The organism is Pseudomonas sp. StFLB209, from assembly GCF_000829415.1.
Taxonomy (GTDB): Bacteria; Pseudomonadota; Gammaproteobacteria; order Pseudomonadales; family Pseudomonadaceae; genus Aquipseudomonas.
Genome location: NZ_AP014637.1, coordinates 2,950,712 through 2,977,458, shown reverse-complemented (window position 1 = coordinate 2,977,458; position 26,747 = coordinate 2,950,712). Strand labels below are relative to the sequence as shown.

At 61.0% G+C, this 26,747-nt stretch carries 25 protein-coding genes and 1 pseudogene; 11 read left to right on the top strand and 15 right to left on the bottom strand.

What is annotated here, in order from left to right:
* Window positions 1-49: 49 nt before the first annotated feature.
* From PSCI_RS13435 to PSCI_RS13410, 6 genes are all read right to left on the bottom strand, one after another.
* A complete protein-coding gene (locus tag PSCI_RS13435) occupies window positions 50-976 on the bottom strand; it encodes a cation diffusion facilitator family transporter (protein WP_045487545.1) in 927 nt (308 codons plus the stop codon).
* Window positions 977-980: 4 nt separating this feature from the next.
* Window positions 981-2,498, bottom strand: a complete 1,518-nt coding sequence (locus PSCI_RS13430; RefSeq protein ID WP_045487542.1) for an APC family permease — start codon at window positions 2,496-2,498, stop codon at window positions 981-983.
* Window positions 2,499-2,537: 39 nt separating this feature from the next.
* Window positions 2,538-3,290, bottom strand: coding sequence for a gamma-glutamyl-gamma-aminobutyrate hydrolase family protein (locus tag PSCI_RS13425; protein WP_045487540.1), 753 nt, complete (start codon window positions 3,288-3,290; stop codon window positions 2,538-2,540).
* 129 nt (window positions 3,291-3,419) lie between these two features.
* Complete coding sequence (locus tag PSCI_RS13420; protein ID WP_045487536.1) at window positions 3,420-4,697, bottom strand: NAD(P)/FAD-dependent oxidoreductase; 1,278 nt, start codon at window positions 4,695-4,697, stop codon at window positions 3,420-3,422.
* 162 nt (window positions 4,698-4,859) lie between these two features.
* Window positions 4,860-6,353: an aldehyde dehydrogenase gene (locus tag PSCI_RS13415; RefSeq protein ID WP_045487533.1), complete on the bottom strand. Its 1,494-nt coding sequence runs from the start codon at window positions 6,351-6,353 to the stop codon at window positions 4,860-4,862.
* A gap of 129 nt (window positions 6,354-6,482) precedes the next feature.
* Window positions 6,483-7,868 carry a glutamine synthetase family protein gene (locus tag PSCI_RS13410; protein ID WP_045487530.1) on the bottom strand — a complete coding sequence of 462 codons (1,386 nt, stop codon included), beginning with the start codon at window positions 7,866-7,868 and terminating at the stop codon, window positions 6,483-6,485.
* Window positions 7,869-8,099: 231 nt separating this feature from the next.
* Here PSCI_RS13410 and PSCI_RS13405 point away from each other — a divergent pair, with 231 nt between their 5' ends.
* From PSCI_RS13405 to PSCI_RS13375, 7 genes are all read left to right on the top strand, one after another.
* The gene (locus tag PSCI_RS13405; protein WP_045487526.1) at window positions 8,100-8,972 is read left to right on the top strand and encodes a LysR family transcriptional regulator; all 873 of its coding nucleotides are present in this window, start codon (window positions 8,100-8,102) and stop codon (window positions 8,970-8,972) included.
* Between the two features lie 479 nt (window positions 8,973-9,451).
* Window positions 9,452-10,690, top strand: a complete 1,239-nt coding sequence (locus tag PSCI_RS13400) for an OprD family porin (RefSeq protein WP_045487523.1) — start codon at window positions 9,452-9,454, stop codon at window positions 10,688-10,690.
* Between the two features lie 59 nt (window positions 10,691-10,749).
* A complete protein-coding gene (locus tag PSCI_RS13395) occupies window positions 10,750-11,556 on the top strand; it encodes an NAD-dependent epimerase/dehydratase family protein (protein WP_045487520.1) in 807 nt (268 codons plus the stop codon).
* 177 nt (window positions 11,557-11,733) lie between these two features.
* A complete protein-coding gene (locus PSCI_RS13390) occupies window positions 11,734-12,705 on the top strand; it encodes a TRAP transporter substrate-binding protein (RefSeq protein WP_045487517.1) in 972 nt (323 codons plus the stop codon).
* Between the two features lie 66 nt (window positions 12,706-12,771).
* Complete coding sequence (locus tag PSCI_RS13385; RefSeq protein WP_045487514.1) at window positions 12,772-13,299, top strand: TRAP transporter small permease; 528 nt, start codon at window positions 12,772-12,774, stop codon at window positions 13,297-13,299.
* On the top strand, window positions 13,300-14,580 hold the full coding sequence (locus tag PSCI_RS13380; protein ID WP_045487510.1) for a TRAP transporter large permease: 1,281 nt from the start codon (window positions 13,300-13,302) through the stop codon (window positions 14,578-14,580).
* Between the two features lie 54 nt (window positions 14,581-14,634).
* Window positions 14,635-15,552: an EamA family transporter gene (locus PSCI_RS13375; RefSeq protein WP_045487507.1), complete on the top strand. Its 918-nt coding sequence runs from the start codon at window positions 14,635-14,637 to the stop codon at window positions 15,550-15,552.
* Between the two features lie 278 nt (window positions 15,553-15,830).
* Here PSCI_RS13375 and PSCI_RS29780 read toward each other — a convergent pair.
* A pseudogene (locus PSCI_RS29780) lies at window positions 15,831-15,995 on the bottom strand (general stress protein); the annotation flags it as partial.
* A gap of 278 nt (window positions 15,996-16,273) precedes the next feature.
* On the opposite strand from PSCI_RS29780, the gene PSCI_RS13365 reads away from it, so the two are divergent.
* Both PSCI_RS13365 and PSCI_RS13360 read left to right on the top strand, forming a co-directional pair.
* The gene (locus PSCI_RS13365; RefSeq protein WP_045487504.1) at window positions 16,274-17,059 is read left to right on the top strand and encodes a sulfite exporter TauE/SafE family protein; all 786 of its coding nucleotides are present in this window, start codon (window positions 16,274-16,276) and stop codon (window positions 17,057-17,059) included.
* A 209-nt stretch (window positions 17,060-17,268) separates the two neighbouring features.
* Complete coding sequence (locus PSCI_RS13360) at window positions 17,269-17,466, top strand: hypothetical protein (RefSeq protein ID WP_045494267.1); 198 nt, start codon at window positions 17,269-17,271, stop codon at window positions 17,464-17,466.
* A 195-nt stretch (window positions 17,467-17,661) separates the two neighbouring features.
* Here PSCI_RS13360 and PSCI_RS13355 read toward each other — a convergent pair whose 3' ends face one another.
* Window positions 17,662-17,865: a hypothetical protein gene (locus tag PSCI_RS13355; RefSeq protein ID WP_045487501.1), complete on the bottom strand. Its 204-nt coding sequence runs from the start codon at window positions 17,863-17,865 to the stop codon at window positions 17,662-17,664.
* Window positions 17,866-17,990: 125 nt separating this feature from the next.
* The gene (locus PSCI_RS13350) at window positions 17,991-18,206 is read right to left on the bottom strand and encodes a PLD nuclease N-terminal domain-containing protein (RefSeq protein ID WP_045487498.1); all 216 of its coding nucleotides are present in this window, start codon (window positions 18,204-18,206) and stop codon (window positions 17,991-17,993) included.
* A gap of 243 nt (window positions 18,207-18,449) precedes the next feature.
* On the opposite strand from PSCI_RS13350, the gene PSCI_RS13345 reads away from it, so the two are divergent.
* Complete coding sequence (locus PSCI_RS13345) at window positions 18,450-18,809, top strand: type II toxin-antitoxin system RelE/ParE family toxin (protein WP_045494264.1); 360 nt, start codon at window positions 18,450-18,452, stop codon at window positions 18,807-18,809.
* A gap of 2 nt (window positions 18,810-18,811) precedes the next feature.
* The gene (locus tag PSCI_RS13340) at window positions 18,812-19,135 is read left to right on the top strand and encodes an XRE family transcriptional regulator (RefSeq protein WP_045487495.1); all 324 of its coding nucleotides are present in this window, start codon (window positions 18,812-18,814) and stop codon (window positions 19,133-19,135) included.
* 447 nt (window positions 19,136-19,582) lie between these two features.
* Here PSCI_RS13340 and garD read toward each other — a convergent pair whose 3' ends face one another.
* From garD to PSCI_RS13310, 6 genes are all read right to left on the bottom strand, one after another.
* The gene (gene garD / locus PSCI_RS13335) at window positions 19,583-21,136 is read right to left on the bottom strand and encodes a galactarate dehydratase (RefSeq protein WP_045487492.1); all 1,554 of its coding nucleotides are present in this window, start codon (window positions 21,134-21,136) and stop codon (window positions 19,583-19,585) included.
* Between the two features lie 11 nt (window positions 21,137-21,147).
* Window positions 21,148-22,533 (bottom strand): MFS transporter, encoded by a 1,386-nt coding sequence (locus PSCI_RS13330; protein ID WP_045487489.1) that lies wholly within the window; start codon window positions 22,531-22,533, stop codon window positions 21,148-21,150.
* A gap of 164 nt (window positions 22,534-22,697) precedes the next feature.
* A complete protein-coding gene (gene kdgD / locus PSCI_RS13325; RefSeq protein ID WP_045494261.1) occupies window positions 22,698-23,609 on the bottom strand; it encodes a 5-dehydro-4-deoxyglucarate dehydratase in 912 nt (303 codons plus the stop codon).
* A 333-nt stretch (window positions 23,610-23,942) separates the two neighbouring features.
* A complete protein-coding gene (locus PSCI_RS13320; RefSeq protein ID WP_045487486.1) occupies window positions 23,943-24,692 on the bottom strand; it encodes a FadR/GntR family transcriptional regulator in 750 nt (249 codons plus the stop codon).
* A 197-nt stretch (window positions 24,693-24,889) separates the two neighbouring features.
* Window positions 24,890-25,459 (bottom strand): response regulator transcription factor, encoded by a 570-nt coding sequence (locus PSCI_RS13315; protein ID WP_045487484.1) that lies wholly within the window; start codon window positions 25,457-25,459, stop codon window positions 24,890-24,892.
* Window positions 25,456-26,715, bottom strand: coding sequence for an ATP-binding protein (locus PSCI_RS13310; RefSeq protein ID WP_045487481.1), 1,260 nt, complete (start codon window positions 26,713-26,715; stop codon window positions 25,456-25,458). The genes PSCI_RS13315 and PSCI_RS13310 overlap by 4 nt, the downstream gene beginning before the upstream one ends.
* Window positions 26,716-26,747 lie beyond the last annotated feature (32 nt).

Genomic DNA, 26,747 nt, shown 5'->3' with positions numbered 1-26,747 from the left:
GCAATCAGTTATATGAAGTTTTATATCGCGTCTAAAAACGTTCCGGCAATCAACGGGTCCATTGCGGATCGGTCGTAAAAGCAATCGTCAGCCAGCGGTTGGGCCCTTCCCCGCCGATCGCCTCACCCACCACCTCGCGCACCGCATCCCACTCGCCCAGCGTCCAGGCGGGCCAGTCGCTGGGCACGATGAAATACAGCTCGATCTGCCGGGCGCGGCCAACCTTGGCCACATAGGCCTGCCAGTCAAGAAAACCGTATTGAGCGACCACCTGTTCAGCCACTTCATCGACCTGCTGCTTGAGCGCTGGCGGGGTGACCATCAGCACGTCCGCCAACGCCTGAACAATGCTGCGGATCGGCAGCGGGATGATGATCAGGCAGATCACCGCCAGCACCGCCGGGTCGATATACGGACCCAGCCAGGCATGCTCGGTATCCTCCAGCAGTGCGCCGATGATGAACGCGATCAGCAAAGCCAGGGAGATGCTGCCAGACATGACCCAGGCCCTGGCATCAAGCGCGACGAAGTCCGAACCGATGCGGCGGTTGGCGCGAAACTCCAGGGCCGCGAGGCTGAAGCACACCAGGCTGGTCAGCGCGGCATAAACGATGGCGAAACCGAATTCCAGATGCCGACCGCCACTGAGCAGGCTGCCGACGGCGTTGATCAGGGCATACAGCGACACCCCGCAGAGCAGGATGCCGTTGATGCTCAGGACCATCGGCTCCAGGTGCCAGAAGCCCATATTGAAACGCTCGGCCAGCCGCCGATGGGCATCGCCGTCGGTGGTGTGGCGGCGGATCAGCGACACCACGATCAGCGCCAGCACACTCATGCTGGCATCGGCCAGGGAGTAGACGCCATCGAAAACAATCGAGAACGACCCCGACAACAAACCGAAGACGATGCCGAAACCGGCTACCAGCACAGTGACCGCAATCGATAGCCGCAACAGGCCCTGCTCGCTCAGCATGGTTTCAAACCTCGGCCCGCAGTTGCAGCGGCGTCTGGCGTTGCAGGGTGTCGCCGGCAAAGTACTCCGGGGTCAGCCAGCGGAACACCACCATCAAGGCCACGCCGAGCAGCAGGATGACCATGGCAATGACGAACACCAGGCCCAACCCGCCGATATGCGAGCCGCTGCCGAACGCCGGCGAGGCGCTGTCCACGGCGGTCTGGGCAAAAATCACCGCCAGTGCCGCGCCACCGAGCAACGGGCAGACACCGCGCAGCAGCAAATGCCGCAGGCTGTCGAACAGGCTGCGGCGGAAGTACCAGACACAGGCGAACGCGGTCAGCGAGTAGTAGAAGCAGATCATCATGCCCAGCGCCGTGATGGTGTCGGCCAGTACGTTCTCACTGAGCAGGCGCATGCTGACGTAGAACAGCGCGGCGGCCGCCCCGGCACACAAGGTTGCAAAGCGCGGCGCCAGTGAGCGCGGGCAGATACTGGCAAAGCGCTTGGGCAGGGCCCGGTAGTAACCCATGGCAAAAAGCGTGCGCGCCGGTGAAATGAACGTTGACTGCAACGACGCTGCGGTACTGGCCAGCACTGCGATGGACATCAGGATTGCCAGCGGCCCCATGACCGGGCCGGCCAGATGAGCAAAGACGTTTTCCTGGATGGTCGGGTTGCCCAGGCCAAGGCCCTGATCGGCGACCCCGGCAAAGCGCAGGGTGGCAATGGCGGTCACCAGGTACAGCGCAAGGATCACCAGCACCGTCAGCGCGGCTGCGCGACCCGGCACCGCATGGCTGCTGACCGACTCTTCGCTGACCGTCAGGCACACGTCCCAGCCCCAGAAGATGAAGATCGACAGCGACAGCCCGGCGGCGAAGGATGAAAACGAACCGATGCTCCACGGGTTGAACCAGTTGGCATCGAACTCCAGCGCCGGACCTTGCGGCGCCTCACCGAAGGCGGCGATGCAAAAGCCCAGTAACACCACCAGTTGCAACGCCACCAGCACGTACTGCACGCCCATCGTGGTGCCGATACCCCGGCAGCAGATCCACACCGCAATCCCGATGAATACGCAGCAGGTGACAATGTTGACCCCAACATGGTCACTCAGGGCGATGAGTTCTTCACGGCCGGTCAACTGGCCGAGAAACAGATAGAAGAAATCCACCGCCACCCCGGCCAGGTTGGACAGCACGATGGTGGTCGCCGCCACCAGCCCCCAACCACCGATCCAGCCCATCATCGGCCCGAACGCCCGCGCCGACCAGGTAAACGAAGTACCGCTGTCCGGCTCGGCGGCATTGAGTTCGCGATAGCCCAGGGCGACCAGCAGCATGGGAATGAAGCCCACCAGGAAGATCGCCGGCAGATGCGCCCCCACCTCCCGCACCGTCGGCCCCAGCGCACCGGTCAGGGTGTACACCGGAGCGATGGTGGAAATGCCCAGCACCACACAGGCCAGCAGGCCCAGACTGCCACTGGCCAACCCCTTGCTGCTGGTGCTTGCACGCGTTTCGCTGTTTTGACTCATGAGTGTCCGCCGTCTTATTTGAGTTATGGCTGGATGGGGTCAGCGCCCCCGGCGCTGCGCATAGGCCTGACAAGCATCGCGGAAGGCATCGAACAGACGCAGCGATTGCGGGTTCTCGCTAAAGCGCCACTCCGGATGCCATTGCACGCCCACTACAAAACCGCGGGAGTCGCGCATCGAGACCGCTTCGATCAATCCGTCCGGTGCCAGCGCTTCGGCACGCAGGCCGGCGGCCAGCCGGTCGATGCCCTGGCTGTGCAGCGAGTTGACCTGGAACTCGCCCGGCAGACCCAGTGCGGCCAGCACCCCGCCTGGCTGTACCGTCACGGCATGTTGTGGAGCGTATTGCGCGGCGAGGTCTTCGCTTTGCGGCTCACGGTGATCCAGAAACCCTTCCAGCTCTTGCACCCTTTGATGCAGCGTGCCGCCCAGCGTCACATTCAGTTCCTGGAAACCCCGGCAGATGCAAAACACCGGCACCCCCTGGTCGATGGCGGCGCGTAGCAAGGGCAAGGTCAGGCGATCACGGTCCGGGTCGTGGCGCGTGCCTTCGATACTGGGCGTGCCCTGGTAGTGATGCGGCTCGACATTGGAAGGCGAGCCGGTGAACAGAATACCGTCCAGCGATTGAAGCAGCTGCTGCGGATCAACCGGCGTATCCAGTGCCGGCAACACCACCGGGATACCGGCATGGCCGGCAGCCTCGACGTACTTGGCGCCGGCGGTGTGCGACGAATACTTGCCCAGCATCTGCCGGCAAGCGGTAACGCCGATCAGGGGAAGACGAGACATGGTGGAACCTCTCATCAGAGTCTTGATAAATGAAAACCGGCAAGGGGGAACAACAGCGTTGCGAGCAAAGCGCCCTCCCTCCGGAGCGGTGGGAGGAGTCGGCCGGCGCTCCGGGCTGCTGGCGACGGCTCAAACGCCTAACCGGTCCCGCAACTGGTAATACGAGGCCCCCAATGCAGTGAATGGCACGCGCAACAACCGGCCACCGGGGAACGGGTAATGCGGCAGGCCGGCGAAGGCATCGAAGCGCTCGGCCTGGCCACGCAGGGCTTCGGCGAGCAGCTTGCCGGCCAGGTGGGTGTAGGTCACGCCGTGGCCGCTGCAGCCCTGGGAGTAGTAGATGTTGTCGCCCAGCCGGCCGACCTGCGGTAAACGCGACAGGGTCAGCAGGAAGTTGCCGGTCCAGGTGTAGTCAATCTTCACGTCTTTCAATTGCGGGAAGACCTTGAGCATTTTTGGCCGGATGATCGCTTCGATATCCGCCGGGTCACGGGCGCCATAGACCACCCCGCCACCGAAGATTAGGCGCTTGTCGGCGGTCAGGCGGTAGTAGTCGAGCAGGTAGTTGCAGTCTTCGACACAGTAGTCCTGAGGCAGCAGGCTGCGCGCCAGCTCATCGCTGAGCGGCTCGGTGGCCAGCACCTGGGTGCCGCACGGCATCGACTTGGCGGCCAGTTCCGGCACCAGGTTACCCAGGTAGGCATTGCCGGCCACCACCACGAACCGTGCCCGCACCTGGCCAAGCGGGGTGTGCACCACCGGGTTGGGGCCGCGGTCGATGCGGGTCGCCGGGCTCTGCTCGTGAATCCGCCCGCCGAGTTTGGCCACCGCTGCGGCCTCGCCCAGCGCCAGGTTCAACGGGTGGATGTGTCCGCCGCTCATGTCCAGCATGCCGCCGATGTAGCGATCAGTGTCGACCACTTGGCGCATACGCCCGGCATCGAGCAGTTCCAGCTGCTGGTGACCGAAGCGCTCCCAGAGTTTCTGCTGGGCTTCGAGGTGGCCCATCTGCTTGCTGGTGATGGCCGCGAACACGCCGCCGTCTTTCAGGTCGCACTGGATGTCGTATTTGGCCACCCGTTCACGGATGATCCGCCCGCCTTCGAAAGCCATCTCGCCCATCAGCCGCGCATGGTGCGGATTGACGGTTTTTTCGATGACGTCGATATCACGGCTGTAGCTGTTGACGATCTGCCCGCCGTTGCGCCCCGAGGCACCAAAACCGACTTTCGCCGCTTCCAGCACGGTGACGGAAAAACCGTGTTCGAGCAGAAACAGCGCGGTGGACAGGCCGGTGTAACCGGCGCCGATGATGCAGACATCGGTCTCGATCGACTCGCTAAGCACCGGGTACTCCTCGAACCGGTTGCGCGAGGCGGCGTAGACGCTTTGAACGTGTTGTTGCATAACAGATTCCTCCGCCTGTCAGAGGGTGTTTACAAAGTCGGCGAGCGAAGGCAAGACAAGGCGAAATTGGCCGAAAACGCGCAATGTACATTCAGTACATGAGCATTTTGAGGTCGATTTCAACGCCGTATTGCCGAGCGCAGCCATTTTGTAGGCACCCTCTTAAAGTTTGATCCAGGTCGCTTTGAGTTCGGTGTACTTGGCAAAGGCATGCAGGGACTTGTCCCGGCCGTTGCCCGACTGCTTGAAGCCGCCGAACGGTGCAGTCATGTCGCCGCCGTCGTACTGGTTGACCCACACACTGCCGGCGCGCAGCGCTTTGGCAGTCAAGTGGGCCTTGGACAAGTCAGCAGTCCAGACCCCGGCGGCCAGGCCATACTCGGTGTCGTTGGCAATCCGAATGGCTTCTTCAACGCTGTCGAAGGCGATCACCGACAGCACCGGGCCGAAGATTTCTTCACGGGCGATGCGCATGCTGTTGTCCACGCCGTCGAACAGGGTCGGCTCGACATAGAAGCCGCCGCTGTCGTGCAAGGTGCGCACACCGCCACTGAGCAATTGCGCGCCGTCTGCGTGGCCGGCTTCGATGTAACCGAGCACGGTGTCCAGTTGCGTGCCGTCCACCAGTGCACCGACCCGGGTCGCCGGGTCCAGTGCATGGCCCGGCTGCCAGGCCTTCAAGGCTTCGACCACCATGGGCACGAAGCGATCCTTGATCGAGCGCTCGACCAGCAAGCGCGAACCTGCGGTGCACACTTCGCCCTGGTTGAAGGCAATGGCACTGGCTGCCGCCTCGGCAGCGGCCTGTAAATCCGCTGCATCGGCAAACACGATATTCGGGCTCTTGCCGCCGGCTTCGAGCCAGACGCGCTTCATGTTCGATTCGCCGGCATACACCATCAGTTGCCTGGCAATACGTGTCGAGCCGGTGAACACCAGCGTGTCGACGTCCATGTGCAAACCCAGCGCCTTGCCGGCAGTGTGGCCGAAGCCGGGCAGCACGTTGAGCACGCCTTCCGGCAGACCGGCCTCAACGGCCAGCGCGGCAATGCGGATGGCGGTCAGCGGCGATTTTTCCGAAGGCTTGAGAATCACCGAGTTACCGGCTGCCAGCGCCGGCCCCAGCTTCCAGCTGGCCATCAGCAGTGGAAAATTCCACGGCACGATGGCCGCCACTACCCCGACGGCTTCACGGGTCACCAGCCCCAACTGGTCATGCGGCGTTGCGGCCACTTCGTCATACAGTTTGTCAACGGCCTCGGCGCTCCAGCGGATCGCGTTGGCCGCGCCTGGAATGTCGACCTGTAGCGCGTCGCTGATCGGCTTGCCCATGTCGAGGGTTTCCAGCAGCGCCAGCTCTTCGGCATTGGCCAGCAGCAGATCGGCAAAGCGCAGCAACACCTGCTTGCGCTCAGCCGGTGCACGGCGCGACCACACGCCGCTGTCGAACCGCTCACGGGCCACGCTGACGGCGCGGTTGACGTCTTCCAGGTCACAACTGGCGACATGCGCCAACAGGCGACCGTCCACCGGGCTCAGGCAATCGAACGTGGCGTCGCACACCGCCGGTACGTAGCGGCCATCAATAAAGGCCCGGCCTTCGATACTCAGATTGCGCAGCAGCTGTTCCCAGTAATCACGTTGCGGGATGTTCATATTTATTCTCTTTTCGGCAACCCGATTGACCCGTAGGAACCGTTTCAGCGGCGCGCCCTTCGCGAGCCAGCTCGCTCCTACCGATGCAAGGCGCTGGATTTTCTGTGTTATCTGTGTGGCCTGTGTGGTTTAAACGGTGTGCAGGTACCAGTTGTATTCCAGGTCAGAGATCGAGGCTTCGAACTCGGCCATTTCGCTTTCCTTGCAAGCCACGAAGATGTCGATGTATTCGGGGCTGATGTACTTGTTCATGACCTCGCTGTCGTCCAGCTCGCGCAACGCATCGCGCAGGTTGTTGGGCAGGCTCTGCTCAAGCTGCTCGTAAGAGTTGCCTTCGATCGGCTCACCCGGTTCGAGTTTATGGGTCAGGCCGTGGTGAATACCGGCCAGGATCGCCGCCATCATCAGGTACGGGTTGGCATCGGCGCCGGCGACCCGCTGCTCGATACGAATGGCGTTGGCCGCGCCGGTCGGCACGCGCACGGCCACGGTGCGATTGTCCAGCCCCCAACTCGGCGCATTGGGTACGTAGAATTGCGCGCCGAAGCGGCGGTAGGAGTTGACGTTGGGGCACAGAAAGGCCATCGACGCCGGCATGGTTTCCAGCACCCCGGCAATGGCGTGCCGCAACTCGGCATGCTCTTGCGGCACATCGCTGGCAAAGATGTTCTTGCCGGTGGCTTTGTCGATCAGCGAGATATGCACGTGCAGGCCGTTGCCCGCCTGGCCCGGATAGGGCTTGGCCATGAAGGTGGTGTCCATTTCATGGTCGTAGGCGATGTTCTTGATCAGGCGCTTGAGCAGCACCGCGTAGTCGCACGCCAGCATGGCATCTTCGACGTGATGCAGGTTGACCTCGAACTGCGCCGGGGCGCTTTCCTTGACGATAGCGTCGGCAGGAATGCCCTGCTCCTTGGCCGCTTCGAGAATGTCCTGCAGACAGTCGGCGTATTCGTCCAGATCGTCGATCAGGTAGACCTGAGTGGAGTGTGGACGTTTGCCGGAGATGGGCGAGCGCGGCGGTTGTGGCCGGCCGTTCACGTTCTCCTGATCGATCAGGTAAAACTCCAGCTCGAAGGCTGCACAGATGCGCAGGCCCATGGCATCGAAACGCGCCACCACCTGGCGCAGCACTTCGCGCGGGTCGGCAAAGAACGGCTGGCCGTCCAGCTCGTGCATGGTCATCAGCAACTGCGCAGTCGGGCGCTTTTGCCAGGGCTCATAGGCCAGGGTGCCGGGGATCGGGTAGCAAACCCGGTCCGAGTCGCCGATGTCCAGGCCAAGCCCGGTGCTTTCCACCGTCGAGCCGTTGATGTCCAGGGCGAACAGCGACGCTGGCAGATTGATGCCGCGCTCGTAGACCTTATGCAGGCTGGGGCGCTCGATGCGCTTGCCGCGCACCACACCGTTCATATCAGAGATCAGCAGATCGACGAACTGGACTTCAGGGTGAGCCTGGAGGAACTCACTCACTTCATCAGCACAGACAATGGCGCGCGGGGATACCGACGACATGATGGACACCTTCTGGTTTTTTGTGGGGCAACAGAGGTGGCAGAGAGAAAGCAGCAAGCGACGCAGTGAAGATTGGCGGCATTGTTGTTTTTCTTTGCCTTGTGCCCCGAAGAATTACGTTCTACGGCGTTTTTGCCGTGGCCTGCCAAATAACCCTTGGCAGCCCGAAGTCACTGTAAATTACAATCAGTGCAATAAATATTGGCGTTTTGGCAATCCGGGTTTGCATCGATGCAATATGAAATCAACCATAACGACCTGACTCTGGTGCTCGCGCTGGTGCGCGGCCGCTCGTTGGCCAGGGCCGCAGAACTGCTGCAGGTCGACATTTCCACGGTGTTTCGTTCGATCCGCCGGCTGGAAAGTTCATTGGGCAGCGCGCTGTTTGAAAAGAACCGACGCGGTTATGTGCCCACTGACATCGCCCAAGCCATGGCCGAGCAGGCCGAGCGCGCCGAACAGGCACTGAGCGCTGCACGCATGGCGCTGCAACAGGGTGAACAGGTGGTCAGCGGCACGGTGCGCCTGACCTGCACCGAAGCGGTGTTGCACAGCCTGTTGCTGCCGGCACTGGCGCGCTTCATGCCGGCTTATCCGGCGCTGAACCTGGAGCTGTCGACCTCCAATAATTTCGCCAACCTCAGCCGCCGCGATGCCGACATCGCCCTGCGCCTGACCGACACCCCGCCCGAGCATCTGGTGGGCCGCGAGCTGGGCAGTGCCGACTATGTGATCTGCGGGCGGCCGGATTATCGTGAAGCGCTGGAAAAAGACCCCACCTCGGTGCCATGGATCGCCCCGGACGACTCGATGCCCGAGCACGTTTCGGTGATCTGGCGCGAGCGTACCTGGCCCAATGTCGTGCCGCGCTATCGCTGCAGCAGCATGGCGGCGGTCTCGCAGCTGGTCGGCGCCGGTCTTGGCGTGGCAGCACTCACCGACTTCACCGCCCGTGACCTGCAGGGCGTCGAGGCCTTGAGCGAACCACTGGTGGGCTGCAACACTGGCGTCTGGCTGCTGACCCGTCCCGATTGCCGGGCACTGCGCTCGGTGCAGACGCTGTTCGATGAACTGACACCGAGGCTGCGCGAAGCACTGGAATGATGTCGGGCGTCGTACCATTGAGCCACAACGTTCGACTGCCTTAGCAGCACAGCCTGCCCCGTCAAGCCCCGCGTCGCTAGACCATCGTCGAGTATCCGGGCTAGCCCCCATTTCAGAGCGCTCGAACTGATCCAGGCGCACCTTGCAAGGTGCGCAACACGACCTAATATCTCAATCAGCATTGACACATTTTTTTAAGATTGCTATCAATCTTAATGTCGTACGACAACGCACAACAAAAACAAAAAATGATGAGTATGCCCATGTCGCCACTTTATCCGTTCGCCCACGATCCCCCCTTCTGTACGCCCTCGATAGCAGTCGCTAACCGCGCCGGCCACGCCAGGCGTTGAACCGCACTGCGTCAGCTACTCGGACTCAAGGCCCCACGGCTCAGCCAGGCCGGGCCTGATGACTCCTGCCACAGGCGTTCGCAGCCTGACGGCTGGAAGCTCTTTTCAACTTGGGAGTGCACAAGGATGAATACCCGCAAGACGCTACGCCTCGCGCTGATTGGCGCCAGTGTGATCGGTAGTTTGCCAGGCGCTGCCAGCGCCGCCGGTTTCACCGACGACGCCAAGGCCACCCTCGGCCTGCGCAACTTCTACATCAACCGTAATTTCACCAACCCGGCCAACGCTCAGAGCAAAGCTGAGGAATGGACCCAGAGTTTCATCCTCGATGCCCGTTCCGGCTTTACTGAAGGGCCGGTCGGCTTCGGTGTCGATGTGCTTGGTCGCTGGTCGCTCAAGCTCGATGGCGGCGGCGGCACTTACGGAACCGCGCTGCTGCCACGCCATGACGACGGCCGCCCGGCGGATGATTTCGGGCGCCTGGGGGTAGCGGCCAAGGCGAGGATTTCCAAGACCGAACTGAAAGTCGGTGAGTGGATGCCGGTGTTGCCGATCCTGCGGGCCGACGACGGACGCTCACAGCCACAGACCTTGCGCGGCGGGCAGATCACCTCCAAAGAGATCGATGGCCTGACCTTGTATGCCGGGCAGTTTCGCGCCAATAGCCCGCGCAACGATGCCAGCATGGAGGACATGAGTTACGGCGGCGGTCTGTCGGACCGTTTCAACTTTGCCGGTGGTGAGTACACGTTTAACCAAAACCGCACCCTGATCGGTTTGTGGAACGCGCAGCTCAAGGACGTCTACCAACAGCAGTACCTGCAACTGACTCATAGCCAGCCGCTTGGCGACTGGACCCTGGGCGCCAACCTGGGCTATTTCCGGGGTGATGACGACGGCGCCCGACGCGCTGGACGGCTCGATAACAAGACCTGGTCGGGCCTGTTCTCGGCCAGGATCGGCGCCAACACGTTCTACCTTGGCCTGCAGAAAGTCGATGGCAATACCTGGATGCGCGTCAACGGCACCAGCGGCGGCACCTTGGCCAACGACAGTTACAACTCAAGCTTCGACAACGCCAACGAACGCTCCTGGCAAGTGCGCCACGACCTTAACTTCGCCTCTCTGGGCGTTCCTGGCCTGACCCTGATGAATCGCTACATCAGCGGCCAGGACGTGCACAGCGGCGTGATTACCGATGGCAAGGAATGGATCCGTGAATCTGAACTGGCCTACGTCATCCAGAGCGGCAGCCTCAAAAATCTGAGCGTCAGATGGCGCAACTCCAGCATTCGTCGCGACTTCAGCAACAACGAGTTTGACGAGAACCGGCTGATTTTCAACTACCCGCTGTCGATTCTCTGACGCCGACCGATCAGCTAACGCCCCCTATCAACCATTGACGATTACAGGCAGAGCCAAGCATGACTCACACACCCTTCAAGCGCCTGCTGCTCACCGGAGCGGCAGGCGGACTCGGCAAAGTGCTGCGTGAACGCCTCAAGGGCTTTACCGAAGTGCTGCGCCTTTCTGATATCAGCCCGATCGAGCCGGCCAGCACCGCGCAGGAAGAAATCGTGCAATGCGACCTGGCCGACAAGACCGCGGTGCACGACCTGGTCGCCGGCGTCGACGCGATCATCCACTTTGGCGGCGTATCGACCGAGCACGCCTTCGAAGACATCCTCGGCCCGAACATCTGCGGCGTGTTTCATATCTACGAAGCGGCGCGCAAGCACGGGGTCAAACGCATCATCTTTGCCAGCTCCAACCATGTGATTGGCTTCTACCGCCAGGACGAGCGCATCGACGCCCACTCGCAACGGCGTCCCGACAGTTACTACGGGCTGTCGAAGTGCTACGGCGAAGACGTCGCCAGTTTCTACTTTGACCGCTATGGCATCGAGACCGTCAGCCTGCGCATCGGCTCGTCATTCCCGGAGCCGGCCAACCGGCGGATGCTCAGCACCTGGCTGAGCTATGACGACCTGACCCATTTGATTGAGCGCAGCCTGTTCACCCCTGACGTCGGTCACACCGTGGTTTATGGCGCCTCAGCCAACCGCGAGGTCTGGTGGGACAACCGCCACGCTGCCCACCTGGGTTTTCAGCCCAAGGATTGTTCAGAGCAGTTCCGCGCGCAGGTCGAGAAGCAGCCGGCACCGGCCGCCGATGATCCGAACCGGGTCTATCAGGGCGGTGCCTTCGTGGCGGCTGGCCCCTTCGACTGATCGACAACCCGCAAGGATGCCCGACATGCAAAGTGAATTGCCTGTTACCCCGCTCACAGCAAGCACCTTTGGCAGACGAGCCAGCATCGCGCTGGCCATCGCTCGGCTCCCCTTCTCGGCATCCTCTGCCCGGTCCATGCACGCCAAATCAGACAATAACAACACCGGAGTTTCATCATGACCTTCAAACGCAAGCTGCTCCTGGCCGTTCTGCCGTTCGCCCTCAGCCTGTCGACCAGCGCCTCGGCGCTGGATATCAAGTTCGCTGAAATCCACCCGGCGGGCTACCCGACCGTGGTCGCTGAACAGAACATGGGCAAAAAACTCGAACAGGCCACCAACGGCAAAATCACCTTCAAGATGTTTGCCGGCGGCGTGCTGGGCTCCGAGAAGGAGGTTGTCGAACAGGTCCAGATCGGCGCGGTGCAGATGGCCCGTGTCAGCCTGGGCATTGTTGGGCCGGTGGTGCCGGATGTGAACGTGTTCAACATGCCGTTCGTGTTCCGTGACCACGAACACATGCGCAAGATCATCGACGGCGAGATCGGCCAGGAGATCCTCGACAAGATCACCAATTCCGACTTCAACCTGGTAGCGCTGGCCTGGATGGATGGCGGCACCCGCAGCATCTACACCAAAAAGCCGGTGCGCAAGATCGAAGACCTCAAGGGCATGAAGATCCGCGTACAGGGCAACCCGCTGTTCATCGACATGATGAATGCCATGGGCGGCAACGGCATTGCCATGGACACCGGTGAGATTTTCAGTGCCCTGCAGACCGGGGTCATCGACGGTGCCGAGAACAACCCGCCGACCCTGCTGGAGCACAACCACTTCCAGAGCGCCAAGTTCTACACCCTGACCGGCCACTTGATCCTGCCAGAGCCGGTAGTGATCTCCAAAACCACCTGGAACAAGCTCAGCGCCGATGAACAGGCTCTGGTCAAGAAACTGGCCCGCGAAGCGCAGATGGAAGAACGCACCCTGTGGGACGCCAAGTCGGCCGCCAGTGAAGAGAAACTCAAGGCCGCCGGCGTTGAGTTCATCACCGTCGACAAGAAACCGTTCTATGACGCCACCGCACCGGTACGGGAAAAATACGGCGCGCCGTTTGCCGACCTGATGAAACGCATCGCCGCCGTACAGTAACCCTGGCCCCTGCCCCGAGACCTGCAGCAGGGCGGCCTTACCGCCCTGCTGCCCTGGATGTGCCTTATGAAAAACCTCTTCCTGCGCCTCAACGATGTGTTGTACAGCAGTTGTATCTGGATCGCAGGCCTATCGATCCTGGCCATGTCGCTGATCATTCCCTGGGGCATCTTCGCCCGCTATGTGCTCGGCAGCGGCTCCAGTTGGCCGGAGCCGGTGGCAATCCTGCTGATGGTGGTGTTCTGTTTCATCGGTGCAGCCGCCAGTTACCGGGCCGGAGCGCACATGGCCGTGGCCATGGTCACCGACCGCCTGCCACCGGTCCCCAAACGAGCCGCCGCCCTGCTCGTGCAAGTGTTGATGGTCGCCGTGTGCGTGTACATGACCTATTACGGCACCCGGCTGTGCATGACCACCTGGAACCAGTACCTGGCGTCACTGCCGGGCGTGCGGGTCGGCATGACCTATGCCCCGATTCCGGTCGGCGGTCTGCTGACCCTGAGCTTCGTACTGGAAAAACTCATCTGGGGCGACCAGAGCCACCGCAAGGTGGTGCGTTTCGACCTGGTGGAAGAAAACGAGGGAGCAGCATAAATGGATGCCTTCATTCTCCTGGGCAGTTTTATCCTGCTCATCCTGTTGGGCATGCCGGTAGCCTATGCGCTGGGCCTTTCGGCGCTGATCGGCGCCTGGTGGATCGACATTCCCTTGCAGGCCATGCTGATTCAGGTCGCCAGCGGGGTTAACAAGTTTTCCTTGCTGGCCATCCCGTTCTTCGTGCTGGCCGGTGCGATCATGGCCGAGGGCGGCATGTCACGCAGGCTGGTGGCGTTTGCCGGGGTGCTGGTGGGCTTTGTCCGTGGCGGGCTGTCACTGGTCAACATCACGGCCTCGACGTTCTTTGGCGCCATCTCCGGCTCGTCGGTGGCCGACACCGCCTCGGTCGGCTCGGTGCTGATTCCGGAAATGGAGCGCAAGGGTTACCCGCGCGACTTCTCCACGGCGGTCACGGTCAGCGGTTCGGTCCAGGCCCTGCTCACCCCGCCCAGCCATAACTCGGTGCTCTACTCACTGGCCGCTGGCGGCACGGTGTCGATTGCCTCGTTGTTCATGGCCGGGGTCATGCCGGGCCTGCTGATGAGCGCGGTGCTGATGGGCCTGTGCCTGATCTTCGCCCGCAAGCGCAACTACCCCAAGGGTGAAGTGATTCCGCTGCGCCAGGCCTTGAAGATCGCCGCCGATGCACTCTGGGGGCTGATGGCCATGGTCATCATCCTCGGCGGCATTCTGTCGGGGGTGTTCACTGCCACCGAATCGGCGGCCATCGCGGTGGTCTGGTCATTCTTCGTGACCATGTTCATCTACCGTGACTATAAATGGCGCGATCTGCCGAAACTGATGCACCGCACGGTAAGAACCATCTCGATCGTGATGATCCTGATCGGGTTTGCGGCCAGCTTCGGTTACGTCATGACCCTGATGCAGATCCCGGCGAAGATCACCACGACCTTTCTGACCCTGTCGGACAACCGCTATGTGATCCTGATGTGCATCAATGTCATGCTCCTGCTGCTGGGTGCGGTGATGGACATGGCGCCGCTGATCCTGATCCTGACCCCGATCCTGCTGCCGGTGATCAGCGGCATCGGCGTGGACCCGGTGCACTTCGGCATGATCATGCTGGTCAACCTTGGCATCGGGCTGATAACGCCGCCGGTAGGTGCGGTGCTGTTTGTCGGCTCGGCGATCGGCAAGGTCAGCATCGAGGCGACGGTCAAGGCACTGCTGCCGTTCTACCTGGCGCTGTTTCTGGTGCTGATGGCTGTGACCTACATTCCGGCCATTTCCCTTTGGCTGCCTGGCGTGGTGCTTTAAACGTTATCGGCGGGCTGTAAAAGGCCCGCCCCTGTTCTGCAAATGGATGTGCACATGGCGGTTGCTTCTGTTACTCCAAATCTTTTACCGCGCAAGCTGGCCGTCGCGATTCTCGCGCTGCTGGCATGCTCGTTTGCCGGCAATCACATTGCCGCACGCTTTGCCTTCGACAACGACACCGGGGTGCTGCTGGCGATTCTGTGTCGCTCCGGCATCACCCTGCTGGTGCTGGCGGCGGTGGTGGCCTGGCAACGCCAGCCACTGGGGCTGCCGGCTGGCACGCGGGGCTGGCAGTTGTTGCTGGGCCTGCTGATCGCCACCCAGAGCCTGTGCCTGTACTCGGCCGTGGCGCGGATCCCGGTTGCCCTGGCGTTACTGGTCGGCAACACCTTTCCGATTCTGCTGGTGCTGCTCGGCTGGAGCCTGGGCGGGCCACGTCCGACCCTGCGTACAGTGCTGCTGATGGGGGTGATCCTGATCGGGCTGATCCTGGCGCTGGACGTCCCTGCGCGGCTGGCCACCCGCGGCGAGGCCAATGCGCACTGGACGCTTGGCATCAGCCTGGCGTTCTGCGCCGCCTGTGTATTTGCCGGCGCGCTGTGGATAACCGATCACAAGCTGGCCAGCGTGCGGGGGCCGGTGCGCAGCCTGCTGACCCTGTCGGTGGTATTTATCAGCATGCTCGTTGCCGGCGCCAGCGGGGTCATGCCGTCAGGCTTGTCCCTGCCGGGCAACAGTACCGGCTGGATCGCCCTGGCAAGCCTGGTGGTGTTGTACGGCATGGCCTTTACCTTGCTGTTTGTCTGCGTGCCGCGGTTGAACATGGCGCAGAACGCGCCGGTGATGAATGTCGAGCCCATTGCCACCTTGCTGCTGGGCTGGACACTGCTGGATCAGGCGCTGGGCACTCTGCAAGTGCTGGGCGCGGCAGTGGTGGTGTGTGCGATTGTGCTGCTGACTTATCGTAAATAACCCCATCAGCATGGGGAGCATTGCCCCCCATGCGTCAGCAGGACTTACTTCTGCTGCTGCCTACTGCTGCTGCCCTGACTGCCCGATGGCGCGTCGTCATCCTGGGACTGCTCGGGTTGATCGTCTTCATCCTGAGAAGTCGAACCGCCTTGACTGCCACCTTCCGAACCCTGCTGGCCTTTGTCATCAGAAGACTGACCGCCTTGACTGCCGCCCTGGGATCCGGACTGGTTACTGCTGTCAGAAGACTCGCTGTCCTTGCTGCCACCTTCGGCGCTGTTGCCCCCAGAGGCCTGACCGCCTTTACGGCCGGCCTCGGCCGCTTTCTCAGGATCATTCTTGAAATTGCCCCCCGAAACGCTGCCACCTTTGGCGCCCTCTTCCGAGGCACGCTTGGGGTCGTTGGCAAAGTTGCCGGGGTTGCTGTTATCAGTGCTGGACATTTGCATATTCTCCATAAACGCGGACCGCTTTAGCGCAGTCGCATTGGTTATGAGTGTGGCCAGTAGTACGGGTGATCCATGCACGCGACCAATGGAGACACTCAGGAGCGGCAAACCGCTGCCGATGGTCGGATCAGCAATCAGCAACAGAACGCCGAGCAAAGAAGAGCATCGGTTATAACCTTAGAACATATCTCTCTAACCATTCAGAACATAAGCCGCTATGCTGCCCGCCACTTTTTACCTGACAACAGATAACAGTGATACAGGGCGTGATAATGGATGTTGGCGGTCTTGGCTTTACAGTGGCTGGCCTGGTAGTCGGCTTTATCGTCGGCATGACCGGCGTGGGTGGCGGTTCGTTGATGACCCCGATCCTGCTGTGGTTCGGCATCAACCCCGCCACAGCGGTGGGCACCGACCTGCTTTACGCAGCGGTAACCAAAGCCGGCGGTGTGTACGTTCACAAGAAGAACGACAACATCGACTGGAAAATTACCGGCTGGCTGACCCTCGGTAGCGTACCGGCAGTGCTGCTGACCCTGTGGTTCCTCAGTTCTCTGGACCATGCCCCGGACGCCCTGAATGCAATCATCAAACAGGCGCTGGGCTTTGTCCTGCTGCTGACGGCGCTGGCGATTCTGTTCAAGAACAAGCTGCTGGCCTTTGCCCATGACCGGGTCGAAGGCCATTCGCTGTTCAAAGGCTCCAGCCTCAATGCCTTCACGGTCATCACCGGGATGATCCTTGGCACGATGGTGGCGCTGACCTCGATTGGCGCCGGCGCGCTGGGCACCGTGGCGCTGTTCATCCTCTACCCGCTGCTGCCCACCCGCCGTCTGGTGGGCACCGAGATCGCCCACGCCGTACCGCTGACCCTGGTGGCCGGTATCGGTCATGCCAGCATGGGCAATATGGACTGGAGCCTGCTGGGCTTCCTGTTGCTGGGTTCGCTGCCAGGCATCTATCTGGGCAGTCATATGGCCGGCCGGGTTTCCGACAACCTGCTGCGGCCATGTCTGGCGATCATGCTGGGCCTGATCGGCTTCAAGCTGGCGTTTTGATGGCCAAACGACGCAGGGCCATGGCCCTGCGTCGTTGCGCCTCATCAGTGGCCCGCCGGTCATTGATCAGCAGCATGACATTCATCGCATCACGCAAATAGCACTGGAGCCTGCCGCCAATCAGGTGCACGATGGCCTGCGCGATTACCCGTGCCGGTCATCCGGCTCCGTTCACCTTGGCTGACAAGCCTGCTATTGGAGATTGCGTCATGCTTATCCAGATAGAAGAAGGGATCAGTGCTTCAGAGTGGATCGTGAAACTCGACGACTACCCGGTGATTTGCCGAAGTCGCCAAGAGGCCGATGAATTCGCTGAACGGATGCAGACCCGGCTGGCGGCCCCCCATCCCCTGCCAGGCCCGCCCCGGCCTGCGGCAGACGAGTCGCTCAGCCCAACCGCCCATTGAGCGGCCGTTACAGGCTCGAAATCAAAGCGTGAACATCGCGGCCATAAGGCCCGCTGGTAACTTGCATTTCCCCTACATCCATTTCACATCCTCTTCACGTCCGGGGTCTTACAGTTACATCACTCCTTTGATGAATCCCCTTGGCTCGCCGTTTGGCGGGCCATTTTTTTGCCTGCCCGTTTTTCATTTTGACGGTCAGTGAGCCGTGCCGTCTGCAGGCTGGGTCGTCACCGCCGCGGTAACCGGCCCGCCCAGCATCGGAGCAGGCTGTAGCTGGGCCAGCCGCTCGCTGCTGGTGCCATTGATCATCTTGCTGCTCCACTGCCCCGCCACGCTGGCAAGCCAGGCGAACAGGAACAGAACCGCAAGTTGCAGCGTCCATTTGGCGACGGTCGACATGGTTAATCCTCCAGGCTGTTTTCGATGGAGGGATCTAACCATTGCTGTGTTGCAGAGGCATTGCAGCGAGCACTGCAACAGAGGGCCGGGGGCTGCAGCACGGCGCCACCCGGCGGGGGAAAGCCTCAGTAGCGCGCGGCGTCCGAGGCGTGGCGTGGGCCGGCGACGATCCAGGCCAGTACCCCGATAATCGGCACAGCGACGATACCGATGATCCACATGGCTTTGTTGGATGAGTTGGTCTGGCTTTTGCGGACCCGCAGTACGGCCCACAGGTCGGCCAGAATAATGACTGCGACCAGCAGGGCGCTTGTCCACAAGCCCATTTCTGATAATGGCATCTGAAACCTCCCGACGTTTGTTGTCTGCGGCGCCCTTGTGGCCCCCTTGCAATAGAAGAGGGTATCGAGCGTCGTAAAGTTCAGATTAGTAGAAGAATCGGGCTTTCCAGTGGTCGCCGATCCCGTAGGAGCGGCTTTAGCCGCGAATGACTTGGTGCAGAGTAAGAGTCGTGCTGGAATTAAGATCGCTCAAGCTCATCCGCGAGGTTGCGAGCATTCCTTCAAAGGAATAATATGCCTTCCATGGAATGGAACGTTGAATACACCGATGAATTTGAAGCCTGGTGGAATGATCTGGTCGAGTCGTGCCAGGAAGACGTCAGTGCTTACGTCAACCTGCTCATGGAAAAGGGGCCCCAATTGCCATTTCCATTCTGCAGTGGCATCCACGGCTCCCGTCACGAGCACATGCGTGAATTGAGAGTGCAAAGCAGCGGAAAACCTGTCCGGGTTTTCTATGCGTTCGATCCCAGGCGATCAGCCATTTTACTCATTGGTGGCGATAAAACCGGCGATGGCCGATTTTATGAAAAGATGGTGCCGATCGCTGATGCACTCTACGAAACCCACCTTGAAGAATTGAACAAAGAGCGGAGGGACTAACGATGTCGGGTAAAAAATCTTTTTCGTCCTTGCAGAAGAATATGTCTGAAGCCTCGCAGGCTCGCGTCGCAGAGAAGACCGAGGTATTGCGTATGCAGATGGACCTTTCAGAGCTGCGCAGAGCGCGCAGGCTGTCTCAGGAGTCGCTAGCCCAGAGCCTTCATGTCAACCAAGCCAGTGTCGCCAAGATGGAAAAACGCACCGACATGTATATCAGTTCACTGCGCCGGTTCATTCAAGCCATGGGCGGCGAGCTTGAAGTAACTGCCAGGTTTCCTGATCACTCTGTGCGTATTAATCAGTTCTCTGAACTGGATGCAGTTTGATTGATGCCCCTCGCGGTTCTGGAAAGATCAGCGCCGCCAAGAGGGCTTTTATTGTGCGGCTGTAGTTCGGGCGCCGTCCTGACCGGCGGGCCACCTGGGATCGCTGTAGGTGCGGCCGGCGATCCGCTTTAACCGCGAAGATCTTTCGGTTTATGCAAGAACTGTTGCCGCGGTTGACCGGACTGCAGGGTCCGCCCCGACGGGCGTCGCGTTCGGCGGCACCTGTGCCATCTCGGTTCGAAGAGCAAAAGCAAAGCAAAATCACGATCAACGGCAACGGCAACGGCAACGGCAACGGCAACGGCTATATAGCATTGATTCCGTTGAGTTGGCCTGCATGCGGGCTTGCAGAGGGCGCCAGGTCGTGGCGAACACAGCGAGGGGAGAAGCTGACGAGGTGTGCCAGCCCGTGATACAGCACGGGCCGGCACGCTCGGTGAGGCAGGATCAGGTCACTGGAGCGGGGTTGAACAGCGCCAGGTCGTTGTGCAACCGGTAGTGTTCGGTCCAGGTTTTTTTCTTGCCGCTGGCCACATCCAGGTAGTAGTGGAACAGCTCCCAGCCCAGGTCTTCGATGCTCGCCCGACCGGTGGCGATACGCCCGGCATCGACGTCGATCAGGTCCGGCCAGCGGTGTGCCAGCTCGGTGCGGGTCGAAACCTTGACCACCGGTGCCATGGCCAGCCCGTAGGGCGTGCCGCGGCCAGTGGTGAACACGTGCAGGTTCATCCCGGCTGCCAGTTGCAAGGTGCCGCAGATAAAGTCGCTGGCCGGGGTGGCGCAGAAGATCAGCCCCTTGCCTTTGACCCGCTCGCCAGGGCCCAGTACGCCGTTGATGGCGCTGTTGCCGGACTTGACGATCGAGCCCAGCGACTTCTCGACAATATTCGACAACCCGCCCTTCTTGTTGCCCGGCGTGGTGTTGGCGCTGCGGTCAGCCTCGCCCTTGGCCAGATAACGGTCGTACCAGTCCATCTCGCGCACCAGCTCACTCGCGACCTGCTGGTCCTGAGCACGGGAGGTGAGCAGGTAGATGGCGTCACGAACCTCGGTAACTTCCGAGAACATCACCGTGGCGCCGGCCCGCAGCAGCAGGTCGGAAGCGTAGCCCAGGGCCGGATTGGCGGTAATGCCCGAGAAGGCGTCACTGCCACCGCACTGCATGCCCAGAATCAGCTCGGAAGCCGGCACGGTCTCACGACGGCGCAGGTCGAGCTTCTTCAGCCGCACTTCGGCCAGGTCCATGATCTGTTCGACCATTTCATTGAAGCCGTTGCCAGCATCCTGCAGGCGATACAGCCATTCGTCGCTCAGATCTACCGACGGGTCATCTTCATGCATCACCTGGCCGGCCTGGAGCTTTTCGCAGCCCAGGCTGATCACCAGGGCTTCCCCCCCCAGATTGGGGTTGCGGGCCAGATTGCGCACGGTGCGAATCGGGATATACGCATCGGTGGCGGAAATCGCCACGCCACACCCATAGGTGTGGGTCAGGGCGATCACGTCATCGACGTTGGGATACTTGGGCAGCAACTCGTCGCGAATGCGCTTGACCGCATGGCCAAGCACGCCCGCCACGCACTGCACCGTGGTGGTAATGCCAAGGATGTTGCGAGTGCCGACGGTGCCGTCGGCATTGCGATAGCCCTCGAAGGTGTAGCCTTCCAGCGGCGCCTCCTTCTCGGGGACTGCGTCGGACATCGGCAGGCTGTCCAGTTCAGGCGCTGCCGGCATGCGCAACAGATCTTCCCTGACCCAACTGCCGCGTGGAATCGGCTGCAAGGCGTAACCGATGGTCTGGCCGTAACGGACTACGGCGTCACCTTCGGCCAGATCAACGGTATTGATCTTGTGGCTCTGTGGAACGTTGTCCACAGTTTCCAGGCCATCATCGAATCGGGTGCCCGCAGGCACACCCTGGTCATTGACCACCACGACCACGTTATCCAGCGGATGCAGCCGGATAGAACGCGGAGAATCGGCATGTTGAATCAGGTTCATCACGGTTTTCCTCAGGATTTGGCTTGGGAAAGGTCGCTGCCAGGTTCGCTCAGCGATGACCCCTTGGTTGGGGGTTCTTTCAATTCCACACGCTTGATCTCACCCACCACAAACAGATAGCTGAATACCGCTATCAGTGCGTTGGCACCGACATACACCAGCGCCCATTTGAACGAGCCGGTGCTGCTGATGATGTAGCCAATCACGATTGGCGTAGTGATCGAAGCAATGTTACCGAAGGTGTTGAACAGGCCACCACTGAGACCGGCGATCTGTTTTGGCGATACGTCGGACATGACTGCCCAACCCAGTGCGCCAATGCCTTTACCAAAGAATGCCAGGGCCATGAAGCCCACGACCATCCACTCCAGGTCGACATAGTTGCAGGTGACGATACTGGTCGACAGCATCAGGCCACAGATGATCGGTGCCTTGCGAGCGAAGGTCAGGGTGTGACCGCGACGCAGCAGCCAGTCGGAGATCACCCCGCCCAGTACCCCACCGATGAAGCCGCAGATGGCCGGCAAGGAGGCGATGATGCCGGCCTTGAGGATGGTCATGCCGCGCTCCTGAACCAGGTACACCGGGAACCAGGTCAGGAAGAAGTAGGTGATGGCGTTGATGCAGTACTGGCTCAGGTAGATGCCCAGCATCATGCGGTTGGTCAGCAACTGGCGGATATAGTCCCACTTGGGACCGCTGGCAGCCTTGCCCCCGGTTTTGTCCTTGGCCTTCTCGTCCAGGTCGACCATGCCGCCGTTGCTGGCGATGTGCTCAAGTTCGGCTTCGTTGATCATCGGGTGCTGGCGTGGGCTGTAGATCACTTTCAGCCAGATACCGGAGAAGATGATACCGGCCGCGCCCATGACGACAAACACGTGCTGCCAGCCGAAGCGGTAGACGATCCAGCCCATCAGCGGAGCGAACAGTACAGTGGCGAAGTATTGCGCCGAGTTGAAGATCGCCGAGGCGGTGCCGCGCTCGGAAGTCGGGAACCAGGCCGCAACGATACGTGCGTTACCAGGGAACGACGGTGCTTCGGCCAGGCCCACCAGGAAGCGCAGCATGAACAGCGCAACCACGGCAGTGGACATGCCGAACTCGCCGACATAGCCCTGCAGCAGGGTAAACAGCGACCAGGTGAAAATACTCAAGGCATAGACTTTCTTCGAGCCGAAACGGTCGAGCAGCCAGCCACCGGGAATCTGGCCAGCCACGTAGGCCCAGCCGAATGCGGAGAAGATATAACCGAGGGTTACGGCATCGATGCCGAGGTCTTTTTGCAGGCTTGAACCTGCGATAGCGATGGTGGCGCGGTCAGCGTAGTTGATCGTGGTAACCAGAAACAGCATCAACAGGATCAAATAGCGGACGTGCGTCGGCTTGGACTTTTGCATTTGGTAGAACTCCCACTCATTATTTTTTTTACGCGGGTTAATGCTGATTTTGGTGTAGCGCTACAGGCCCCTTGGAAACACCGGTGGCGACGGCGTTTTCCACCTGCAGGTCGTGCAACGACAAAGACCGCGGAGCGAACTCAGCGGCCTTTGTGCGGTGTTACTTATTGCTTGCCTTGCTTGTCCATCAGCGCAGCGAGCATGTCCACTTCTTCGTTGGTCAGGTCGGTCAATGGCGCGCGAACCGGACCTGCATCGTAGCCAGCGATCTTGGCACCGGCCTTGACGATGCTCACCGCGTAGCCGGCTTTACGGTTACGGATGTCCAGGTAAGGCAGGAAGAAGTCGTCGATGTACTTGCCGACTGCTTCGTGGTCGTCACGGGCGATGGCGTGGTAGAAGTCCATGGCCAGCTTCGGTACGAAGTTGAAAACCGCCGAGGAGTAGACCGGTACGCCCAGTGCCTTGTAGGCAGCAGCGTAGACTTCAGCGGTCGGCAGGCCACCCAGGTACGAGAAGCGGTCGCCCAGACGGCGGCGGATCGAAACCATCAGCTCGATGTCACCCAGGCCGTCCTTGTAGCCGATCAGGTTAGGGCAGCGCTCAGCCAGTTTTTCCAGCAGTGGTGCGGTCAGGCGGCAAACGTTGCGGTTGTAGACAACCACGCCGATCTTGACCGACTTACATACGGCTTCAACGTGGGCGGCAACGCCGTCCTGGCTGGCTTCGGTCAGGTAGTGCGGCAGCAGCAGCAGACCTTTGGCACCCAGGCGCTCGGCTTCTTGAGCCATTTCAATGGCCTGACGGGTCGGGCCACCGACGCCGGCCAGGATTGGCACGCTTTTCTCGCAGGTATCAACGGCAGTCTTGATGATCTGCGAGTATTCGCCGGACGACAGCGAGAAGAACTCACCGGTACCGCCAGCGGCGAACAGGGCGCTGGCGCCGTACGGGGCCAGCCACTCCAGACGCTTGATGTAGCCTTCGCGATGGAAATCGCCTTGAGCATTGAAGTCAGTGACAGGGAACGACAGAAGACCGTGGGAGAGGATGGACTTGAGTTCTTGTGGATTCATTATTCGAACACCCTGGGGGACATGAATGAAAAAAATCATCAGCTCCGTGCTGATGTCGTAGGTCATCGTACAACTGAACTTGAAATGTCACAACAGGGATTTGCAGATTTTTCTTACGAGCCCCTTTTTTTGCCTTCAAACCCTTTGGCTATAAGGGATTGATCAGAAAATCAAGAGCGACCATAGTCATACGATCACCCTATATCACAGGCACGAATAGCTTGCCCGATCAGGCGACAGGAGGTCTGGAGAGGCTTCAGGCGGGGGGTGCAGGACAAACTGCAGAAGGTGTAGCGTGCCCGGCGGGAGAAACCCGCCAGGCAGTGCGAACGCTCAGGCGCTCTGCGAGGCGGCTTCTTCGTGGGCCTGGCGCAGGCGCTCACGACTGTTGGTCAGGTGCAGGCGCATCGCGGCGCGGGCCGCGTCGGCATCCTGGCGCGCGATGGCGTCGTAGATTTCTTCGTGCTCACGGCTCAGGCGCACCATATAGTGCTGCTGGTCATCATGGGCCAGACGCGCCGAGTTCAGCCGGGTGCGCGGAATGATACTGGCGCCCAGGTGAGTCATGATGTCGGTGAAATAGCGGTTGCCGGTCGCCAGGGCAATCTGCAGATGGAACTGGAAGTCCATGGCCACCGCATCGCTGGCGTGCGCGGCGCTCTCGTTCAAGGCATCGAGGGCCTGGCGCATCAGTTGCAGTTGCTCATCGGTGCGCCGCTGCGCCGCCAGGCCTGCGGTTTCGACTTCCAGGCTGATGCGCAATTCCAGAATCGCCAGCACGTCACGCAAGGTGACGATAGTCGCCGGATCGATGCGAAAACCGCTGGTACTCGGCACGTCGAGCACGAAGGTACCGATACCGTGACGGGTTTCCACCAGACCGGAAGCCTGCAGGCGGGAAATCGCTTCGCGCACCACGGTGCGGCTGACGCCCTGCTCTTCCATGATGGCCGATTCGGTGGGCAGCTTGTCCCCGCGCTTGAGCTGGCCGCTGCGAATACGCTCGGACAGCTCGGCAACCAATTCCTGAGCAAGACTGCGATGCCTGCGCCGTGCGCGGGGTTGCTCGCTTTGAGTATCCATATCCAACGTGGGTTTCCAGGTATGTTATGACGCACAATCATAGCGCAGCGCTTGTACGATCACACCCCATGATACCGAGGGTGTGAGTCCCATCTGCCCATTGGTCATGGGCCGCACGCCACGCAATGCGTCGCAGATTGTTGCGCTGGCGCTCAAGGCCGGGCCTTTGAGCCGTTAGCCGATGTCATCGGCAATGCTCAGCGACGCACCGGACGCTTCTGCAATTTGCGCTGCAAGGTACGCCGGTGCATGCCCAGCGCACGGGCGGTTGCCGAAATATTGCCCTCATGCTCGGTCAGCACCCGCTGGATGTGCTCCCACTGCAGACGGTCGACCGACATCGGGTTTTCCGGCACCAGGTTGTCGAGGTTGGCATGTTCCGACAGCAATGCTGCCAGCACATCATCAGCATCGGCCGGCTTGCACAGGTAGTTGCAGGCGCCGCGTTTGATGGCTTCGACAGCGGTGGCGATGCTCGAATAGCCGGTCAGGATCACCACCCGCATGTCCGGGTCCATTTCCAGTAGTTTGGGCAGCAGTACCAGGCCCGAGTCACCGTCCATTTTCAGGTCCAGCGCGGCGTACTCAGGAATATCCTGCTGCGCCAGGATCAGGCCTTCTTCGGCTGAGCCTGCGGTGCTGACCCGAAAGCCACGGCGGGTCATTGCCCGGGCCATGACCCGGGTAAACGTCGCATCGTCATCGACCAGCAACAGGTGCGGCAGCTCTTCGCCATCGGCCTGTTCGGTCAGGTTCTCTTCACTCATGCTTGTTCTCCTTTCTTGTCACGGGGCAGGCGCAACTCGGTGAGCGTGCCGCCTTCTTCATGACGATAGAGCCTGACCGAGCCACCCGCCCGGGTGACGCTGGCCTTGCTCAAAAAAAGACCCAGGCCGAAGCCTTTGCCTTTGGTGGTGAAAAACGGTTTGCCAATTTGCTCGGCAATCGCGGCAGGCACACCCGGCCCCTGGTCGCGAATCCTGATAAAGACCTCGGCACTGTCCCAGTCGAGACTCACCTGCAGATTCTCGGCGCAGGCATCGGCGGCGTTGTTGAGCAGGTTAAGCAACGCCTGGGTCAGGTCCGGCGGCGGTGCCAGCATCGGCACACTGCCCTGCCCCAGTTGCTGGAAACGGTAGCTGACCTCAGGGCGCATCAGGTGCCAGCGGTTCAGTGACTCGTCCAGCCAGCGTGATGCGGTCTGGTACTGCACGGCCATGCGCCGGTTGGCTTCTGCGGCACGAACCAGCTGTTGCAAGGTGTGCTTGCACTGCCCGACCTGTTCCTGAAGCACCGCGAGGTCTTCTTGCAGCCCCGGGTCCTTGTGGTCCTGGCGCATTTCATTGAGCAACACGCTCATGGTTGCCAGCGGCGTGCCCAACTCATGGGCCGCGCCGGCTGCCTGGGTTGCCACCGCCAGCAGTTGCTCGTCGCGCAGGCCCTCTTCGCGGCGCTCGGCGCGCAGCTGTTCCTGACGCCGCAGTTCTTCGGCCATCCGCGCGGCAAAAAAGGTAATCACCCCGGCGGCAAGCACAAAGCTCAGCCACATGCCGTAGATCTGCATGTTTTCCTTGGCGATCGGGTAAGTCTCCAGCGGGTAGACCTGGGCCAGCAACCAGGTGTACAGCGCCAGCGCAATCCCGGAGAGAATCAGCGAGTAGCGCCATGGCAGGGTGACTGCGGCGATGGTCAAGGGCACCAGGTAATAAGACACGAACGGGTTGGTCGAGCCACCGGAGTAATACAACAGGGCGCTGTGGATGATCAGGTCCAGGGCCAGTTGCACGGCATATTCCTGTTCGCTGACCAGCCACGGCGTGCGCAGGCGCAGCGCCGTCAGGGCGCAGAGGATCGCCGAACAGCCGAGGGTGATCGACAGCGGCAGCCACGGCAGCGGCAACACCTCGAACAACCAGGCAATGCCCACCGAGCCTGCCTGGGCAGCCAGGACCAGCACACGAATAAAGGTCAGACGCCACAGGTTTTGCCGGGTGGCTGAAAGCATTTGAACGGGGACGAGCATGAGCTCTCCTGCTGAGCGCACCGGGCGCGGAT

What these genes read in the sequence shown, in the direction of transcription:
- PSCI_RS13435 (WP_045487545.1), bottom strand. Translation starts at nt 976, where the DNA reads ATGCTGAGCGAGCAGGGCCTGTTGCGGCTATCGATTGCGGTCACTGTG.
- PSCI_RS13430 (WP_045487542.1), bottom strand. Translation starts at nt 2,498, where the DNA reads ATGAGTCAAAACAGCGAAACGCGTGCAAGCACCAGCAGCAAGGGGTTG.
- PSCI_RS13425 (WP_045487540.1), bottom strand. Translation starts at nt 3,290, where the DNA reads ATGTCTCGTCTTCCCCTGATCGGCGTTACCGCTTGCCGGCAGATGCTG.
- PSCI_RS13420 (WP_045487536.1), bottom strand. Translation starts at nt 4,697, where the DNA reads ATGCAACAACACGTTCAAAGCGTCTACGCCGCCTCGCGCAACCGGTTC.
- PSCI_RS13415 (WP_045487533.1), bottom strand. Translation starts at nt 6,353, where the DNA reads ATGAACATCCCGCAACGTGATTACTGGGAACAGCTGCTGCGCAATCTG.
- PSCI_RS13410 (WP_045487530.1), bottom strand. Translation starts at nt 7,868, where the DNA reads ATGTCGTCGGTATCCCCGCGCGCCATTGTCTGTGCTGATGAAGTGAGT.
- PSCI_RS13405 (WP_045487526.1), top strand. Translation starts at nt 8,100, where the DNA reads ATGCAATATGAAATCAACCATAACGACCTGACTCTGGTGCTCGCGCTG.
- PSCI_RS13400 (WP_045487523.1), top strand. Translation starts at nt 9,452, where the DNA reads ATGAATACCCGCAAGACGCTACGCCTCGCGCTGATTGGCGCCAGTGTG.
- PSCI_RS13395 (WP_045487520.1), top strand. Translation starts at nt 10,750, where the DNA reads ATGACTCACACACCCTTCAAGCGCCTGCTGCTCACCGGAGCGGCAGGC.
- PSCI_RS13390 (WP_045487517.1), top strand. Translation starts at nt 11,734, where the DNA reads ATGACCTTCAAACGCAAGCTGCTCCTGGCCGTTCTGCCGTTCGCCCTC.
- PSCI_RS13385 (WP_045487514.1), top strand. Translation starts at nt 12,772, where the DNA reads ATGAAAAACCTCTTCCTGCGCCTCAACGATGTGTTGTACAGCAGTTGT.
- PSCI_RS13380 (WP_045487510.1), top strand. Translation starts at nt 13,300, where the DNA reads ATGGATGCCTTCATTCTCCTGGGCAGTTTTATCCTGCTCATCCTGTTG.
- PSCI_RS13375 (WP_045487507.1), top strand. Translation starts at nt 14,635, where the DNA reads ATGGCGGTTGCTTCTGTTACTCCAAATCTTTTACCGCGCAAGCTGGCC.
- PSCI_RS13365 (WP_045487504.1), top strand. Translation starts at nt 16,274, where the DNA reads ATGGATGTTGGCGGTCTTGGCTTTACAGTGGCTGGCCTGGTAGTCGGC.
- PSCI_RS13360 (WP_045494267.1), top strand. Translation starts at nt 17,269, where the DNA reads ATGCTTATCCAGATAGAAGAAGGGATCAGTGCTTCAGAGTGGATCGTG.
- PSCI_RS13355 (WP_045487501.1), bottom strand. Translation starts at nt 17,865, where the DNA reads ATGTCGACCGTCGCCAAATGGACGCTGCAACTTGCGGTTCTGTTCCTG.
- PSCI_RS13350 (WP_045487498.1), bottom strand. Translation starts at nt 18,206, where the DNA reads ATGCCATTATCAGAAATGGGCTTGTGGACAAGCGCCCTGCTGGTCGCA.
- PSCI_RS13345 (WP_045494264.1), top strand. Translation starts at nt 18,450, where the DNA reads ATGGAATGGAACGTTGAATACACCGATGAATTTGAAGCCTGGTGGAAT.
- PSCI_RS13340 (WP_045487495.1), top strand. Translation starts at nt 18,812, where the DNA reads ATGTCGGGTAAAAAATCTTTTTCGTCCTTGCAGAAGAATATGTCTGAA.
- garD (WP_045487492.1), bottom strand. Translation starts at nt 21,136, where the DNA reads ATGAACCTGATTCAACATGCCGATTCTCCGCGTTCTATCCGGCTGCAT.
- PSCI_RS13330 (WP_045487489.1), bottom strand. Translation starts at nt 22,533, where the DNA reads ATGCAAAAGTCCAAGCCGACGCACGTCCGCTATTTGATCCTGTTGATG.
- kdgD (WP_045494261.1), bottom strand. Translation starts at nt 23,609, where the DNA reads ATGAATCCACAAGAACTCAAGTCCATCCTCTCCCACGGTCTTCTGTCG.
- PSCI_RS13320 (WP_045487486.1), bottom strand. Translation starts at nt 24,692, where the DNA reads ATGGATACTCAAAGCGAGCAACCCCGCGCACGGCGCAGGCATCGCAGT.
- PSCI_RS13315 (WP_045487484.1), bottom strand. Translation starts at nt 25,459, where the DNA reads ATGAGTGAAGAGAACCTGACCGAACAGGCCGATGGCGAAGAGCTGCCG.
- PSCI_RS13310 (WP_045487481.1), bottom strand. Translation starts at nt 26,715, where the DNA reads ATGCTCGTCCCCGTTCAAATGCTTTCAGCCACCCGGCAAAACCTGTGG.